This is a genomic window from Bacteroidales bacterium, from assembly GCA_021648725.1.
GTDB lineage: Bacteria > Bacteroidota > Bacteroidia > Bacteroidales > JAADGE01 > JAADGE01.
Genome location: JAKISF010000007.1, coordinates 1 through 17679 on the forward strand (window position 1 = coordinate 1; position 17679 = coordinate 17679).

Below are 17679 nucleotides of genomic sequence, written 5' to 3' on the forward strand. Positions count from 1 at the left end.
CTTTAAAGAATTACAATGAGGACAGTTTCCTTGTTTGTTATTCAATTGATCTTCTCTTACTGTTAATAAATTATAATTTGAATCGTCTTTTATCAGTGTGAGCTCGTCTATCAGCTGTTCTTGTGCGTAAATATCCAAATCTGTAAATTGTGATTTTAATATAGCTATATCCATATCAGGTTTTTTTTGTAAAAATAAACAATAATTCACAGAATACCTAAACCATAGCCACTCCGAGTAACAATTTTGAATTTGAACCGGTAACACATATTTTTTAAAATCTTTCGGCATCATAAACACTTTTTACATATTTTTTCCATCCTGTAACCACTTGAATTTCATCAAGAAATAGAAATTTAACTTTCGTTTGTGTTAATTTTTCTGCTGTTTCAACTATGTTATATATTCTTTCGGGGTTTTTGTATATCTCTGAAAAATTAGGGTCATCAAAATTAATAAATAAAATAGATTTAGGATTTTCTGATTTTATTAGTTCGTTGATATACAGTTTTAATAAAGATGATTTTCCGCTACGCCTTAAACCTGTAATTATTTGTATTTCTTTGGTATCATGGAATTTCAATAATTTATTCAGTAAATCTCGCTTAATTGATATATTAAAACTTTTGTTTTGCCAATGTTTATTATGTAGTAATATTGCATTTTGCATAGCTCCTCAAATCATAACAAGTAAATAACAACAAAAATACAAACTATACTTTGAAAAACAAAACGTTTTCTCAAAATATAATTTGAACTTTGTTGTTGGAAATTTTAATGTGCTTCTTTGCTTGTCAGGTCTAAGTTTATTGAATATTATTTTCACTTACAAAAAATAAGGATTATATGCTTAATTCTAATGGTTTAACCAATAGTGCAAAGTAATTTCCGAATTAATAATTTTAAATCCGAGGTTTATGTAAGAAGCATTAACAGGGAAATTTGTTGCTAATACATTGTGCTCAATTCTGCTTAACCCTAACTTTATTCCCCATCTTAGTCCCTCAATATTTATTGCCTTGAAAACCCCTAAATTTTGGTATTCCAGAGATACAGCCCCCATACCCCCCATTGCATATTTTTCTGTAGAGTTAAATTTGATTTTAAAAGAAAGAAAACCTAATATAGTTCCTTTGTCTTCTGCGACAATTACATGGTCTGCTATGTTCTTATTCAAACAACTGTTTTGTGCCCAATCAGCATATATCTCTTGACTTTTTTCTTTATCAAGACGATTGTCAGCAAAATAATGCCCATATCCGTTAAAACAAACCTTTGCTATTTTTGAAATCTGTTTAATGTCTTTTTCTTCAACAGGTCTAAGCTTAAACCTATTAGTTTTATTTGTTTTATAATTCAGTTCTTTTTTCAAATTATAGTTATAGGTTAATTGAACATCCTTCATTTCAAAACCAATTTTTTCAAGAAAATTAATCAGTTTTAGATTTGATGTATTAATTCTGCTTATAATTAATTTGACACCGTCTTTTTTTAGAGACTCAATTAATTCAATCGGTTTTTTCTCAAAACAATTAATTTTAGCAATACTAAAACCAAATCGGGCAGTATCTATTTCACTTATATATGTATTCATTATTATTTAATATAAACAACATTATTTAGCACAAATATCTCCTATTGTATTTTTAATAATAAAGAGAGGTCGATCTTTAGACGCATCAAAAACTTTTCCGATATAAATACCAACAACACCTATTGAGAAAATTATTATTCCGGAAAGAAACCAAATAGAAATAATAAGACTTGCAAAACCGGAAATAAGAATTTGTCCTGTAAAGTATTTGTATAAATAAATTATTCCGATAATTAGTGAAAGTATTGAAATAAATATACCTACCCTAATAGAAAGAAGTAGAGGCTTATTTGAAAAAGACATTATAATTTCAAAAGCAAGTTTAACCAATTTTCTATAACTATATGAAGATTTTCCCTTCGACCGTTCATTATGAATAATTTCAATACTTATTTTTTTAAAACCTACCCATTGTAATAAAATAGGGAAAACCCTTATTTTATCTTTCATTTGCAAAACAGCGTCTATTGTTTTTTTGCTATAAATTCCAAAATTGGCAATAGTGTTATCATACTTGGTGTCAGTTAGATAACCAAAAACTTTATAAAACTGCGTTGAAAAAAACTTTTTTAGTTTACTGTCTTGCCTGTTAATTCTCTGTGCCAAAACAATATCATACCCTTCTTGTGCTTTATTGTAAAGTTTGATAATTTCTTCGGGTTGGTCTTGCAGGTCGCCGTCCATAACAATTATCCAGTCGCCTTTTGCATAATCCAAACCTGCTGTTATTGCGTAGTGCTGCCCAAAATTACGGGAAAAGTTCAGTCCTTTTATTCTATTATCATTTTTTGCTAAATCTGTTATTACCTCCCAGTCATTTTCGGGGCTTGCATCGTTTACAAATATCATCTCAAAATCATCAGATAATCGCTCTAATGTTTTAATCAAACGCTTGCTAAGTTCTTTTAGCGAAAGACTGCATTTATATGTTGGTATTACTACTGAGAATTTCATAACTTTTCTAATTCTTTTCTAATATTTTCAGCAATTTCATCAGCGGTGTATGAACTATTACGAATTTTAACTATTTCATTTTTAAGGGTTTCAATTTTTGCTTCTTCTAAAACATGATTTTCAATAAAATTTGCCATTTCTATAGGAGTTTCTGTAATCGGTAATTTTCCTTTTTTCCACTTATAGCCTCTCATTCCCGGAGTTGTTGTTACAATCGGCACACCTCTGTTAATTGCCCATGCTAACTTTGTAGTAACCCCCGTTGAATACCAAAAAACTGTATTTAAAAACAACGACCAAGTAGCAACCTCTTTATCTAAATCTTCGTCTGATAATTCGCCGGTATATTCTACAAAATCATACATTGCTTCAATTTTCTTGCCCCAGTTGTCGGGAGCTCCAACTAATCTTACTTTATAGTTTTTGTTTTTTATCTTTTTCAACTCATCAAGCAAAAAAGTAATACCTTGAAAATTCGGAGGGTGGTCTAACCTGCCGACAAATCCAACTCTTGCATAATTTGTAAGCAATTTTAAACTTTTATCCTCTAATAAGCGAGGAACAAGTATTGTTTTTTTTGCTCCAAACCAGTTTTCAATTTGTGTTTCGGCATCGGAAACAGTCAATACTGCATCAAGATATTTCACTCTATACAAAGATTCTGTGTGTATTAAATATCCGAGCCGAGCAATATCTCTGAATTTTGTAATAAAATTTCGTTTAAAAATAGGTTTTGTTGTAAGATGTAAAAAATCGCCACTGTGATTTCCGTGCGAAAGCATTACAATTTTTACTTTATTACCAAATTTTTCTTTTATGGGTCTTGCAATACGAACAAGAGTTGCCATATTTATAAAAACCCAAGCAATATCATTTTCTTTAATATGTTTATTAATATTTCCTGAGAGTTCTTTAATATTAAAATTACGATAATTATCTATTTTTAATTTTATTAAAACCCTGTCTTTTATACTTTTAGTATATGTCAAATTATACTGTTCTATATTAAAACCACATTTTTGAAGAATTAATAAAAATTCTTGTGAGCATAACTGCACACCACCTGTAACATGACTATGTAATGACTTTGGGTGAGTTACAAATATTGCGTTTTTATTTTTTATCATAATTTTTTTTTAATTATTGAGTTTGCAGGCGATATGAATAGTAGTTTTCTACGCATTTTTTATATTTTCCGAAATTATTTTTTCAATTCTTTTGATTTGTTTTTCGTAGGTGTTGTCAAGGGCAAATTCAATGCGTTTTTTTTGTAGTTCGGGGCTGTTATAGTGTTCTAAATTATTTATTGCTTTTTTGAAAAGGGCGGGTAGTTTTTCGTTGTGCATTTCATCAACCATTTCTATTAAATCTCGTTTGTCGGAATAGCTTGAAATATGGTTTGCAATAACTACTTTACCTGTTGATAGATACTCTAATATTTTGTGTGAATTTGAACCTTTGTTTATATCTTTTTGAGGATTAATTAAAACCAATAAGACATCTGCTTTTTGCAATTCTTCCGATATTTGATTGGGGTGCATTGCTCCTTTAAGTATAACATTTTTTTGTTCTTTTAAAAAAGACACAAAATTAAGTATATTTTCTGTTGCAATTCCTGAAATATTACTTGGTTTATATGCTCCTATAAATATAAAGTCAACATCTTGATTTTCTATTATTATTTTCTTTGTAATTTTTCTGTCCAAAGATGCTAACAATACGTTTCCAACAAAATATGCTTTGTTTTTTTCTGTTTTTTTTATTTTTTTAATATTCGGTTTAAAAAAATAATTTGACAAACCATGATTTATAAAATGAATTTTCTTATTATAGTGTGCTTGCAAATCTTTTGTGATAACATCTGAAAGAGAAAAAACATAATCAGCAGTTTGCAGTAATTTCTTTTGATGTTTACCGGCTACATTATCAACCGGGTGATATATTTTTATTGCTTCTTCAAAAATGTTCAAATCTGATAATAAATTTGTATCGAAACACCAAAGTATATCAAATTTTGACTCTATTTTCTTTTTAATTAATCGGAAGTTTAGTTTTAAAAGCCTATCGAACAAACTTCTGAAATGAAACCGCAAATTATACGGAAAAAAGAAAGAGTAATTAATAAGAAACAGATTTTTGTAATTTTCAACTTTTGATATTTTTATTTCAGGTAAAAATTGTCGTTCGGGCGGGTTAAAAAAATAAACTGTATTTTTTTTTGCTAACTCAATTGCATAATGATGTTTAGAAATGTGCATCTTTCCCCACTTTTGTGGAGATATAATTATAATTGTTTTATTTTTTAATTGAAACATTTATTTTAATATCCTTTTTACAAAATTTCCTATGGGTTTCAACGGTTTTAAAATAGGATAAGTATTATATAAAGATTGTTCTGTTTTAAAATCGGTATGTTCTCTGCGAGGTGCATTAATATAGTCTTCAAATTCTTTTTCGGAAAAGTCGAGTTTTTTTAAGACAAATTCTTTGTCTTCTTCGCACTGTTCTTTGTCATACATGGGCTGTGATAATTCTTCGAGTGCTTTTTCTTTTGTAATCTGCCCTGAGCAGATTAAGTTTGACAGGTGTGCTTTTCGTTTATCTACACCAAACTTATTCGGCAAAATATAACCTTGATAAAAGCGTGTAAATATAGATTCGTAATGTTTTCCTCCGTAATCTTTCCAATCTAAGTTTTCAATAATTTGTTTTTTTACTTCTGATTTATTGTATGGTATATAATTCAGCAAATCTACGGTTTGTATTTTTTTTACTTTTTTATAGTAATGCTTTTCTTTAAGGCTAAAAAAAGGAAAAGTTTTCAATGGTATTGTTCCATGTTTTTTGTGTATATCTTTAATATTAACATGGTCCCCTTTATTAAAAATCCAATGCTTTGGCAAGAGAGACTCTGTTACATAATTACTTCCGGAAAGTATATATTTTATTCCGTTATTTGCTGCAATCTTATATATAGTTCCACTTATTGCGTGGTCGGTAAGTGCTTCAATATCTATAACATTAGCCTTAAAATATGCAAGTTGTAAATCTTTAAATTCATTCCAATTAATAACATAAGTTTCGAGTTCAAAATCAAGTTTAGTTACAATATTTTCAATGTTTTTTACGGCAAGTTCTGAGTTCCAACCATTATCAAAATGCACGCATAAAACTCTTAAATTTTCTTGTTTTGCAATGTATGCCAAATATGTGCTGTCCACCCCACCGCTTACGCCCAAAATACAATCGTATTTTTTACCTTTTCCGTTTTCTTTAATTTTTGCAATATTCTCGTCAAATTTTTCCTTGCCTGCTTCTCCTGTAAAAATATGTTCTTTTTCAGATGCTAAGTATTCATAATAATAATTGCAAACACCGTTTTGGTCAAACGTTATATTTGGGTCGGCAATGTTGTCCATTACCGTTTTGGTGCATTGCCGGTAATTTTCAGGTATAAATTTAGGATTTACGTAGTGTTTCATTCAAAAAATTTTCTCAAAATTAAGAAATTTTCTTAAAAACAAGTTCTTTTAATTCTTGCGGGGAAGGATAATTTATTAAAACACCTCTGTTTGCACTTTTATAAACAAACAATGAGCCTGCCGAAACTGCTGATGCTCCGCCGTTTAATATTGCGTCTGTAAAATCCTCGACTTTGCTTGCTCCGCCGTTTGCAACAACAGGAATGTTCACATTTTCGCTTACTTTTTTTATTAAATCAATATCATAGCCTTTAAAAGTTCCTTCACGGTCGATTGATGTTATGATAATTTCGCCTGCTCCTTCATTTTCTGCAAATTTAACAAAATCAATAATTTTTTGCTTAACTTTATTTTTTCCGGAAGTTGTGTAACAAATATGTTTTCCGAACATGTCTTTTTTTACGTCAATTGAAACTACGGAACATTGATTGCCGTATATTTTTGCAATTTCGCCAATCAATTTAGGATTTGAAACGGCTGATGAATTTAAAATTACTTTTTCAACGCCGATTCCTATTATTCGTTTAACTTGTTCAAGATTTCGTATTCCGCCGCCGTAGCCCAGAGGCATAAAACATTCCGATGCTATTTCGTCAATTTTATTATAATCGGGTTCTTTTCCGAGTTTTGTGGCTTCAATATCTAAAAAAATCAGTTCGTCAACTTCTTTTTCGTTAAAAATTTTAACGGCATTTATCGGGTCGCCGATATAATTCGGTTTTTTAAATTTTACGGTTTTTACCAAACCTCCGTTTTGAAGCAGTAAAACCGGTATTACTCTTATTCTTTTCATTGTTAAAATTCTGTTAAAGCTTTCTCTGTTAAAAATTCTTTTATTTCTTCGTCCGAAGGTAAGTTTTTAGATAAAAAAGTAACAGGTTCGGAATAATCTATGTCGGCAAAATATGAAAGTTGTTGATGAAATAATTTAATATTAAAAGCATCTTCGAAAATGTTTTTTGCTTGATTTGTTATTTCTTTCAGTTGAATATTATTTTTCAATAAAAAATACATGTCTACATAATCTTTCCATTTTGCTCTGCCACCAAAAGCAAAAGCTTTCATTGCTCCTAAATCTAGTAATGACGGCATTGTAACAATATCCTTTAATTTTTGTTTGTGTTTAATTTTGAACGGAAAATTGAAAAAAGTAAATTTTACTCCGCTTATAATAATATGAAGTTGGTCATAAGCTTCGTGTAAAACAGTATATTTTAATTCAAGGTCTTCAAGTCTTTTTTTTATACTTTGCCTTTTAACATTTTTATCGGTAAACAAATCAAAATCAATTGACATTCTGTGTCCCAAGTATAAAGCAATTGCCGTGCCTCCCACAAGATAAAAATCTTTAGAAAAATTACTTACAACGGATAATAATTCAGACTGTTTGTTGCTTAATATCTCAGTGTGCATATTTGTCAAAATATAAGTTGAAAAAATTAGTTACTTGCGGAAAATAGTTAACCCGGGTTCTTTTTATTTGTTTATGAAATATTTTTGATACATGTTTAATACCCAGCAAGTTAAAAAGTTTTTTAACGGATTTTTCATCTCCGTAATTAAGAATAAATTCAACCAAAACATCGTGGCTTATATCCTGTTTTTTATCTTCGGGAATATACCAAAAAATTGATGAATTTTCTTTTATAAATTCTTTTATTTCGGGGCTGTTCATTTTTTTGATTTTTGAAAATAAAATTAGTAGTGGGCAGACTTTTACGATGTAAAATATTAAAACAAATTTAATAAACTTAACTAAAATTCAGAAATAAAATCAAGATAATTGTCTCGATTGATTAATTTAAAAGTGTAATTTTGATAATACCTTTGCCATTGCGGCGGAATTTTCACTTTCTTTTTTGTGTATTTTATTTCGTAAGCATCAAGTTTGCCGTCAATTTCTTCAATCCAATCTATTTCTTGTTGCGAATAGCTTCGCCAGAAATATGTATCTGCATATATTTTATTGTATGACAAATATTTAACACGTTCCGAAATTATATAATTTTCCCACAGTTGCCCGATATCGTTTCGCAAATCAATATCGTTAAAATTATTTATTACGGCATTGCGAACTCCGTTATCGGCAAAATAATAACGCGACATTTTGCTTATTTCTTTACGCTTATTGTTGCTGTATGCTTTTATTTCAAAAATTACAAATACTTTTTTTAATAAATCAATGTATCGCTCTACGGTGTTTTTGCTGATGCCTATTTTTCCGGCAATTTCGTTCAACGAAACTTCGCCCCCCACTTGAAAAGATAATAATTTCAGGATATTTAACAATTTATCTGAGTTTTTAATATTATCGAGTATTAAAATGTCTTTTAAAAGATATGAATTTATTAATTCGTAGAGATATTCTCTTTTTTCATCGTAACTATTGTAATGAAATATTTCGGGATAACTTCCGTACAGCAACCTTTCAGGCAATCGTTCGTGTGTTTCAAAATAATTTTCATATTCTGAAAGTTCGGCTTGTGCCATCGGGAAAATACGAATTGTTTTTTTTCTGCCTGTAAGCGGTTCGCCAAGTTTATTAGTCAAATCAAATGCCGATGAACCTGTTGCAATTATTTTCAGCTCCGGAATATTATCGTGCATTATTTTTAGAATATGCCCGATATTTTCAATGTTTTGAGCCTCATCTATTATGAAAATTTTGTTGTTGCCTATTATTTTTTTGTATTCGTCTATGGTTTTGTTTTGCAAGAGGCTTGTTGTTTTGTAATCATCGCCGTTAAGGAAAAGTGTGTTTTTTACTTTATTTCTTAATTTTGTCAGGATATAGGTTTTTCCTGTTCGTCTTGCTCCAAGCAAAACAATTACTTTGTTTGTGTGCGGATTAACGGGTTTTATTAATTCGTTGAGTATTTTACGGTTGTAATCACTTCTCATCATCGAATGATTTATTGACAAATTTAATGCAAATTTTATTAATATAAAAATTAATTCACATTAATTTTGTCAGGGTATTGACATAATTTATGTTAATTTTGTCAGTTGGTTGACATAATTTGCATTAATTTTGTCAACTGAGTTTATAAGAAGATCATTTTTAGAAAAAAAATTCGACAAAGTTTCGCAAAACTTGCATGCCGAATTTGTGACTTTTTTCCGGGTGAAATTGAACGCCGATAATATTTTCTTTTTTAAGACCTACGGTAAATTCATAGCCGTAATTTGTTGTTGCAATAATGTCTTTTTCGTTGTTTGCTTTAAGGTGATATGAATGCACAAAATAAAATCGCGGCGGAAGTTCGTGCAGGTTCTGAAAAAGTTTGCAATTTTCATTATAATTAATTTCGGCCCAGCCCATGTGCGGAATTTTATAATGTTCGGGAAGTTTAGATTTATCAAAAGCAACAGTTTCTGCATCAAACCAACCGAGACCTTGTTTTTGCCCTTCGGTGCTGCCTTTTGTAAAGAGTTGCACGCCGAGACAAATTCCGAGAATCGGTGTTTTTTCTTCGAGAACTTTTTTATTCAGGACATCAATTAGTTTGCTGTTTTCGAGTTGCTGCATACCGTAATCGAACGAGCCTACTCCGGGAAGTATTAATTTTTCTGCATTTTGAATATCCTCAACTTTATCTGATATTATTGATTTTACGCCGATTTTTTTCAGCATATTTTGTATTGAGCGGACATTGCCGGCTTTATAATCTATTATTGTTAGCATTAAATATAAAGGTTAGTAAGATTTTATCATAAATTTGACATATTTTTCTGTTTGTTAAAAAACGTATTTTAATAAAAACCTTTAAAGAATAACGGTGCTCAATTTCGTTTTAAATTGAAGCCGGTCTAAATTAACAAGGTATATGTTGTAATTATCATTAATTTTTTGCAGATTTACAATTGCTGTTCTGTCTTTTAAAAAATTGCATTTATTATTTAAATATTTATCAGATATTTATCTAAAAAAATATCAAAGCCACAAACGGTAATATTTTCTTTTATTTTGTAATCTTCGTTTTGAGTCGGTATAATAATATAATTTTGAGTCGTTTTTAATGTTTCTGTACTACAGATAAAACCTTTTGAAATTTTTGGATTTTCCGTAAATTTTATTTCAACGGAAGCAATCGGCTTAAGTCCTTTAACAAGCAGTAAATCAAGTTCTGCACCGGCGTGTGTTCTGTAAAAAAACAATTCTGTATCTTTATTTTTTTGAATTTTTATTTGGTTAATAATATAATTTTCCCAAGAATTTCCCACAAGTTGATTGCCTAGTAGCTGCTCGTAATCAGATATTTGCAGCAATCTGTGTAATAGTCCCGTATCTGAAATAAAAATTTTAGGGGTTTTAACAAGTCGTTTTTTTATGTTATAAAAATATGGTTGTAAACGATAAACGATATAAGAATTTTCGAGGAAATCAATATAATTTGCAACTGTTTTATTTGTTACTTTAAGAGAACTTGCAAGTGTATTGTAATTTATCAGATTCCCGGTTTGCCAAGCGAGCATTTGCCATAATCGTCTTACGGTAACGGGGTTTGCTTTCAATCCGAGCATAGGTAAATCTCGTTCTATATATGTTTTTATAAAATTATCTAACCAAATTTTTGCCGTGTCATTATTTTCAGATAAATATGCAAGCGGAAAACCGCCGTAAAAATGATGTTTCTTTAAATCGTATTTATCAGAAATTTCGCCGAAAGAAAACGGGTCGAGTTTAATATATCCGATTCTTCCTGCAAGTGTTTCGGAGCTTTGCTTTATCAGTTCGGGACTTGCAGAACCGAGAATTATAAATTTGCAGTTTTTTTTATTTTCATCAACAATTGAACGTATTAAAGGGAATAATTCCGGTTTGCGTTGTATTTCGTCAATTATTATACATTTATTTTTATTTTGCTCGAAATAAAATTGTGCGTTTTCTAATTTGTTATAATCTGTTATTTTTTCCAGATCAAGATAAACATAAGAATCAATATTTTTTGCGGCATAATATTTTACGAAAGTTGTTTTTCCGCATTGCCGAGGTCCGAGTATTGCGATAACCGGAAAAATTTTGCAATAATTTTTAACTTCATCCTCTATACTCCTTTTAATCTTCATAGATATTTTAGAATTTCAATTCAACATTTCCGCATAAAGGTAGTGATAAGTTTTGAAAACGCAATTTTAATTTAAAACCAAAAAAGATGCTGTGAAAAAGTTTTTGTTAAATCTTCAGATGTTTTGTATTGAACGGATATTGCCGGCTTTTGTAGTTGGTTATTGTTAGCATGATTAAAGATTCCATTGCGAAAAACCTTTTTTGGTTAATTTTTTGAATTTATCAATATCCGGTTTTAGAATTTCTTTTAATTCAGATATTTTTTTTTCAGACAATACAGGTTTCTTTATCTGATATTTCAAAAATATTTTAGAAAAAGTTCTTCCTGTATTTTTTGCTAATTTTGATGAGATTTTATTCAAAACCCTATAAGGGATACTGAATTTTACAATATGTGGAATGCTTTTATCTTCTGCAGTATTGCTTTTAAAATTAAAAACAGTGTCGTCTGTAAGTTTTTTTATGTTTAAAAAGTCAAATATTTTATTCAATTCTGATAATCTGTTTTCTTGTAGGTCTTCTAACGAAAGAAAATGAATTTGTTTTAAATCGAAATATTTCAAAACTTCAGATATTTGGAAATAATACATACTTGTTTTAATAAAATGATCAACACTTCTGCTGTATTTTATATCTTTCCAAGGGTCACAATGATATGCTTCTAATATGTGAGACTTGTATCTTTCTATAGGATTCCTTACAATGTAAATCATTTTTACATCCGGAATAGTTTTAGACAAACGTTCCAAAACATTTGCCGAATCTAAATGATGACATTTTGTATAACCTTGCGGCGAAGTTCCTATTACTTGCTTGTCTGTCTTAAAATGGTTCTTATACCAGTCTAATGATTTTTTGTTATAAACAGCATCGGAAAAATAATGAATTTCCTTAGGTTCGGACATACGAATATCTGGGTGTTTAGCTAAATAGTTGTGCAAACTGGTTGTGCCACACTTCATTGCACCAATTATCATAAGGTTAGGAAATTTCGGCTTCATTTATATTGTTTAAAATTGTTTTTTTTAATTTTAAAAATTGTTTTTCTTTTAAATATCCATAATAACGATTTTTAACTTTATACTCAACAAACATTGATTTTTCAAGAGATTTAATTTTTACAGCAGGGTTTCCGACTATTACACAATAGCCTTCAGGAAAAGATTTTGTTACGACAGAACCGGCACCGACAACTGTATGATCTCCTAAAACAGTACCGGGTAAAATTTTAGCTCCGCCACCAATCCAACAGTATTTACCTATAACAACCTTTTTCCTAATATGTTTTCTTGTGTCATGCAAATCGTGGTTTGCACTGACAATGTGGGTGTTAGGAGCTATTTGTGTGTAATCTCCTATAATAATACCTCCCCCCCCTTGAATGTAACACCCCCTCATTAGTCCGGGACAAGTATCAACACCAATAATTATTCTTTTGGCTCCGTTTACCTTGCTTGTATAATGGACAGGCCAATATACATCCTTATTGTTTCCAATATTTAATACTTTTTGGATAAACCACAGATTAAAATTTACACGGTTTTGATAATCCTTTGTTTTTCTAATAAATCCAAAATAAGGAAGCTTTGTTATAACAACAACAGGCAACCGAAAAGGCTTTTTTAAAAAGTATTTAATTTTTTCTAGTACTCCCATTTGCAAACTGATAAGAACGTATTAAGTAAATAATGTAAATTAAAGAATATGAAACAGAAAAGCCAATAAACATTGCAGGAAAAGAACTAAATACAATATACCCCAGAATCATACTTCCTCCCGTAAATATAAGAATAAAAATGTGCATAATAAGGTCTTCTTTTTGATGTCCCGCAATAATATACATATAAGATAAAGGGCTTACTGTAAAGCGAAAGAAGAACATTAAGCTTAAAATTCTTGAAAATTCTCCTGCTTCAGTCCAATTGTTTCCAAAAACAAAAGTAAATATTTCAGGTCCCCAAATAAAAATAACAGAAAAAGGCAAAATAGACATTAATAATAGCAGTTTAAGCGTTTTAGAAAAAATGGCTTTTGCATTTCCGAGTTTTTGATAATCATCACTTGCTTGTTGACGAAAAACTTCGGTTATTGATTGTGAAAGAAATGAAGAAGGTAAGCCTAACATTCTTCGACTGTAATTAAAACTGCCGACAACCGATAAATTTGCTAATCGAGAAAGAATAAATACAGGCAATTGATTTGTTAAAGTGCCTAGAAATCCAGTAGGAGCAGAAAAAAGAGGAAATTTCTTATGCTTTTTTAAAGTTTTTTTAAAAATGCTGTAATTAAAATTGTGTGTTTGTGTTTTGTATGAAAAATATAATTTCGCTAAAACCCCGGTTCCGATAATGTTTCCCAGAACTAAAGAATAAATTAAACCCTTATGATAACCCAGCAGACCAAATGTAAGCGACATAGAGACAACGGAAACTGCAATAATAATCCGAACCATCGACATTTTTTTATATTGCTTTGTTTTATTTAAAGAAGACATAAATAGTGTTGAAAATCCGGCCAAAATGATTTGAACAGGAGCCAAGTATAAAAGGTATTTTAATCCGGGACTTTTAAAAAATGTAATAATAAAATCGTTTAAGAAAAAAACTAAAATTAATACTAGAAAAGCAACAAAAAGGTTAATTCTCATTGCCGAAGAAATGATTTGCATTCTTTCTTCATCAGATTCCGAAATAATTACCGCTTGGCTTAATTGCAGAACAGCAAGAATCCCTGTTAAGGAGGTAATACTCATAAAAACTCCAAGTAAACCGTAGTCTTCAGGCAGGTATATACGAGACAGAATAGGAGCCATTAACAATGGAATAAATAGGGCAATGATGGTTCCTGATGCAAGTGTCGCAATGTTTTTTAAATAGACCGATTTTTTGAGGCGTAAAAAGATTGTATTTAATTTGTTTTTTAACATTTAGCTTTTAGCTTTGATTTGATTTAGCCGGCAAACCGATTGCTTCGACAAGCTCAGCAACCGTTTATGCATGGACAAGCTCAGCAAATAGATTATTAAAGCCGTAAAGTTAAAATTATCTTTATAACTATTAAAAAAAGATGCTTGTGTTGTTCTCGGTTTTATTTTATCTGCTCCTGATGTCCTGTTTTTTCTGTTCCTGTTCGTTTTATTTTGTTCTTTTAGAGACATTCAAAACTACAGCCATTTCTGTTGTTGAATTTTTTTTATTGGTTAATTATTGTGAAAATTTCTCTTAAAGACTTTCTGAAAAACCAGTGATTTATTTTTCTGTTTTCCCGGCAGTCCTTTTGAACCGCCTCTTGCCGGTATTATTGCTGTCATTATAAGATACTATTTTTTTGTATGTAATTCTCAACAGAGGATATAATCGTTTTTTTTATATTACCCCAACTCTCCGGTTTAAACATTTCCGGTGTTTCATTCGTTTCGGCATCTTCAAAATACAATAAACTTTTAAGAACAAGGAATTCTGAGCCGTCAGGATATTTTTCTTTATAAAAATTTAAAATTTCTGCCAGTTTATATTCTTTTAGTAAAAAAAACAAATCAATAAAGTCTTTTTTTGTTCCTCGCCCGGTTATTGCGGCAAGTTTCATTGCAGATATTTCTTTTTTACTTGCCAAGATTAATTCATTACTTATAATCTTATTATCAATCCAGTTATAATGATAATTTACGATGTCAACTTTGATTTTATCGATTATATAAATATTTATATTGTCAGATTTTTTTAATATTGTAACATCTCCGACTTTGTCTAATATTTTTGCTATTGTTAAACTATCAACTTTGATTTTACCAAATAAATCAATATCAACAGATTTTCTGTGTCCTATTTGCAGAGCAAGCGAAGTGCCGCCGGCAAGACGTAAATCAGAAAATTCAGGAACTTGCAATAATCTCTTTAAAAGTCCCAGTGTTTTGGTGTCAATTGTTTCATAGTGTAGCATAAGAAATCCTCTTTTGGTATTTTTGACAGAATTGAAATAAAGGAAATTGATTTTTTGTCAAGGTTTCGCAATTTTGTTGATATTTTAGCAATGTTTTTTATTCCGTAATAATTATAAATAATATTCCAATCGTTTATTAAACCATAATCTAATGTTCTTTCGACAATAAATTGTTTGTTTTTTTCAAAATCAAGTTTATTTCTATCCACATCCCAAAATAGGTGCTCTGAAAAACTTTCTATTTTTATTGTTTTTTGCATTATACTAAATCCTCCCAATTAATTAGTTCGTCTTCGTTAAAATCTCTGTTTATTTTTCTGCCGATAATATTATTCCATAACATTGGAGAAATTCCTGTTCCCGGTCTTTTAACCGTTATATTATTGTCGTTTAATATCTCTCCTTTTTTGATATTTTTTGATGCTACAATGCTTTTTCTTGCAATTGCTTTATTTTTTTCTTCCGAAGGGGATGTTTTTTTTATACCGTTGCCCATTGCTTTTTCAACATTTCGTATCGCAGAAACCATCGCTGTTAACTCGTCAGGTTCAAGACTCGCTTTATGGTCGGGACCTTCCATTGTTTTATCAAGCGTAAAGTGTTTTTCAATTACTGTTGCTCCCATGGCAGAAGCTGCAATCGGTATTTCGATACCGAGTGTATGGTCGGAATAACCGACATTTACTTTGAACGCATTTTTTATGGTAATCATTGCATTAAGATTAACGTCTTGCATTGGTGTTGGGTATTCTGTATTGCAATGCAAAACGGTTATATCGTCTCGTAAAGTTCCGGCTTTTTCAAGAACGCTTAAAGCATCTTCTATTTCACCTAAATTTGCCATTCCTGTGGACATGATTATTTTTTGCTGTTGTTGTCCTATTTTTCGCAAATACGGCAAGTTTGTAATTTCACCTGACGGAATTTTCCAAATGCCGATTCCCAATTCTTTTAATGTATAAATACTGTCTAAATCGAAAGCAGTTGATAAAAATTTTATTTCTCGTTTTTTACAATGTTTAATAAGTTCAATATGTGTTGCTTTATCAAGTTCTAATTTTTTAATCATATCAAACTGAGACTCTTTGTTATTTGTATTTTCTGTTTGATACTCGGCTTTAGGAGCAAGTTTGCTTACTGTCTGTTCAGCTTTAAATGTTTGAAACTTCACATAATCAACACCGGCATTTGCAGCTGCATCTATAAGTTTTTTTGCAGTTTCAATATCTCCGTTATGATTTACACCGGCTTCGGCTATAATAGTTATCATTTATTTAAATGTTAGTTTTTTTATTAAAAAATTAGTGTCGTTAAAGTTCGTGTTTTTTATAATTGACACCATTTTTTTTGCAGTATTACCCTTTCCGAATTTATATTTCATATTATTTATTTTTGAAGAAAAATTACTGCTTAAAGCTATTTCTATTCCTTTTTTTATAGAGTCAACAGAATAGTTTGTATCAATAATACTTTCGTGTTTTATACGACCTTGCTGTCTTATTCCGATATTTACGGTAGGCTTTCTGTAAAACGGAGCTTCAACAATTCCGCTTGAAGAGTTTCCGATAATAAATTCGGAATATTTCATTAAGTTATGAAAATTGTTTGCTCCCAAAGATTCTATATAATAATAATTGTCATTTTTTTTAACTTCTTCATTTATGATATTATTTATTTCTTCCCTTTCCGCATCAATATTTGGTGCAGTAATCATAATTTGTAAATTAAAACTATTTAGAGCTAAAAAAACATTTTTCATTTGTTGTTGTGTAGAAACATCAGATTCGAGTGTTACGGGATGATAGGTCATAAGAACAGTTGGGAGTTCTGAATTTAGTCCCAATTCGGCAAACAAATCATTTTTATTTTTCAATTGAATATTTTGCATATTATCGACTGTCAATGCTCCCGTATTATAAACTCTGTGTTTTTCTTCTCCCATTTTAATAATATTTTGGGCATATTCTTCACAGGCAACAAAATGTAAATGCGATGCTTTTGTAATCATGTGTCTTATTTGTTCATCAATTGCACCTTCTGACTTTTCACCACCGTGAAGATGAATTATTGGCTTACGAAATAATATTGAAGTTTGCACTATTGGCAAAAGCTCGTATCGGTCGCCGAGAATACATACAGCATCAAAAGAAAAATTATTGAAAATATTTGCAAGTTCAAAAGTTTCTATTCCGAGTGATTTTGTTAAAGAGTATGGGGTATCTTCATTTAACAAATAATCAAAGGTTTTTGTTATTTTAAAATTATTATTTTTGATTTCGTTTATTGTGCTCCCGTATTCTTTGGCAAGATGTGTACCTCCGACAAATAAAAAAACTTCGGTAGATGATTCGTTTTTTAATTCGGAAATTAACGGTTTTAATATTCCAAATTCTGCACGTGTAGTTGTAAATATTGCTGTTTTTTTCATTTGTTTGTTTCAAAAAACTTGTTTTATATCATTTGGCTTAAATAAAAAAGGCTTAACATTTTTGCAAGATAAAATTCTTAAAAATATACAATTTTTCTATTTCCTTTACGGAAAATACTAAATACTTGCTAAATTGTTGTTTGAAATCTAAAATTGCATTTTTATTTCTGTTTATATGTAAAATTATATATTATTGGAAATAAAGCAAGGT

General features: G+C 29.9%; 19 protein-coding genes. All 19 read right to left on the reverse strand.

The genetic code is table 11. From position 1 onward, the window contains the following. Nucleotides 1–274: 274 nt before the first annotated feature. On the reverse strand, nucleotides 275–670 hold the full coding sequence (locus L3J35_04000; GenBank protein MCF6365345.1) for an AAA family ATPase: 396 nt from the start codon (nucleotides 668–670) through the stop codon (nucleotides 275–277). Nucleotides 671–856: 186 nt separating this feature from the next. After that, nucleotides 857–1594, reverse strand: a complete 738-nt coding sequence (locus L3J35_04005) for a hypothetical protein (GenBank protein ID MCF6365346.1) — start codon at nucleotides 1592–1594, stop codon at nucleotides 857–859. A 21-nt stretch (nucleotides 1595–1615) separates the two neighbouring features. Continuing rightward, complete coding sequence (locus L3J35_04010; GenBank protein MCF6365347.1) at nucleotides 1616–2548, reverse strand: glycosyltransferase family 2 protein; 933 nt, start codon at nucleotides 2546–2548, stop codon at nucleotides 1616–1618. Continuing rightward, nucleotides 2545–3675, reverse strand: coding sequence for a glycosyltransferase (locus L3J35_04015; GenBank protein MCF6365348.1), 1131 nt, complete (start codon nucleotides 3673–3675; stop codon nucleotides 2545–2547). The genes L3J35_04010 and L3J35_04015 overlap by 4 nt, the downstream gene beginning before the upstream one ends. A 48-nt stretch (nucleotides 3676–3723) precedes the next feature. Further along, nucleotides 3724–4863, reverse strand: coding sequence for a hypothetical protein (locus L3J35_04020; protein ID MCF6365349.1), 1140 nt, complete (start codon nucleotides 4861–4863; stop codon nucleotides 3724–3726). Next, nucleotides 4864–6030, reverse strand: coding sequence for an N-acetyl sugar amidotransferase (locus tag L3J35_04025; protein MCF6365350.1), 1167 nt, complete (start codon nucleotides 6028–6030; stop codon nucleotides 4864–4866). Between the two features lie 19 nt (nucleotides 6031–6049). Continuing rightward, nucleotides 6050–6823 (reverse strand): AglZ/HisF2 family acetamidino modification protein, encoded by a 774-nt coding sequence (locus L3J35_04030; GenBank protein ID MCF6365351.1) that lies wholly within the window; start codon nucleotides 6821–6823, stop codon nucleotides 6050–6052. Between the two features lie 2 nt (nucleotides 6824–6825). Then, complete coding sequence (locus tag L3J35_04035; GenBank protein ID MCF6365352.1) at nucleotides 6826–7443, reverse strand: nucleotidyl transferase AbiEii/AbiGii toxin family protein; 618 nt, start codon at nucleotides 7441–7443, stop codon at nucleotides 6826–6828. Then, nucleotides 7433–7705 carry a hypothetical protein gene (locus tag L3J35_04040; GenBank protein ID MCF6365353.1) on the reverse strand — a complete coding sequence of 91 codons (273 nt, stop codon included), beginning with the start codon at nucleotides 7703–7705 and terminating at the stop codon, nucleotides 7433–7435. The genes L3J35_04035 and L3J35_04040 overlap by 11 nt, the downstream gene beginning before the upstream one ends. 80 nt (nucleotides 7706–7785) lie before the next feature. Further along, the gene (locus L3J35_04045) at nucleotides 7786–8934 is read right to left on the reverse strand and encodes an ATP-binding protein (protein MCF6365354.1); all 1149 of its coding nucleotides are present in this window, start codon (nucleotides 8932–8934) and stop codon (nucleotides 7786–7788) included. 157 nt (nucleotides 8935–9091) lie between these two features. Beyond that, on the reverse strand, nucleotides 9092–9715 hold the full coding sequence (gene hisH / locus L3J35_04050; protein MCF6365355.1) for an imidazole glycerol phosphate synthase subunit HisH: 624 nt from the start codon (nucleotides 9713–9715) through the stop codon (nucleotides 9092–9094). Nucleotides 9716–9930: 215 nt separating this feature from the next. Then, the gene (locus tag L3J35_04055; GenBank protein MCF6365356.1) at nucleotides 9931–11100 is read right to left on the reverse strand and encodes an ATP-binding protein; all 1170 of its coding nucleotides are present in this window, start codon (nucleotides 11098–11100) and stop codon (nucleotides 9931–9933) included. 174 nt (nucleotides 11101–11274) lie between these two features. Beyond that, complete coding sequence (locus L3J35_04060) at nucleotides 11275–12102, reverse strand: sulfotransferase domain-containing protein (GenBank protein MCF6365357.1); 828 nt, start codon at nucleotides 12100–12102, stop codon at nucleotides 11275–11277. Then, the gene (locus tag L3J35_04065) at nucleotides 12083–12757 is read right to left on the reverse strand and encodes an acyltransferase (protein ID MCF6365358.1); all 675 of its coding nucleotides are present in this window, start codon (nucleotides 12755–12757) and stop codon (nucleotides 12083–12085) included. Before L3J35_04065 ends, L3J35_04060 begins: the two co-directional genes overlap by 20 nt. After that, the gene (locus L3J35_04070; protein ID MCF6365359.1) at nucleotides 12735–14027 is read right to left on the reverse strand and encodes an oligosaccharide flippase family protein; all 1293 of its coding nucleotides are present in this window, start codon (nucleotides 14025–14027) and stop codon (nucleotides 12735–12737) included. Before L3J35_04070 ends, L3J35_04065 begins: the two co-directional genes overlap by 23 nt. 383 nt (nucleotides 14028–14410) lie before the next feature. Then, nucleotides 14411–15040 carry a nucleotidyl transferase AbiEii/AbiGii toxin family protein gene (locus tag L3J35_04075; protein MCF6365360.1) on the reverse strand — a complete coding sequence of 210 codons (630 nt, stop codon included), beginning with the start codon at nucleotides 15038–15040 and terminating at the stop codon, nucleotides 14411–14413. Beyond that, nucleotides 14995–15300, reverse strand: coding sequence for a hypothetical protein (locus L3J35_04080; protein ID MCF6365361.1), 306 nt, complete (start codon nucleotides 15298–15300; stop codon nucleotides 14995–14997). The genes L3J35_04075 and L3J35_04080 overlap by 46 nt, the downstream gene beginning before the upstream one ends. After that, on the reverse strand, nucleotides 15300–16310 hold the full coding sequence (neuB, locus tag L3J35_04085) for an N-acetylneuraminate synthase (protein ID MCF6365362.1): 1011 nt from the start codon (nucleotides 16308–16310) through the stop codon (nucleotides 15300–15302). Before neuB ends, L3J35_04080 begins: the two co-directional genes overlap by 1 nt. Next, the gene (gene neuC / locus L3J35_04090; protein MCF6365363.1) at nucleotides 16311–17468 is read right to left on the reverse strand and encodes a UDP-N-acetylglucosamine 2-epimerase; all 1158 of its coding nucleotides are present in this window, start codon (nucleotides 17466–17468) and stop codon (nucleotides 16311–16313) included. Nucleotides 17469–17679 lie beyond the last annotated feature (211 nt).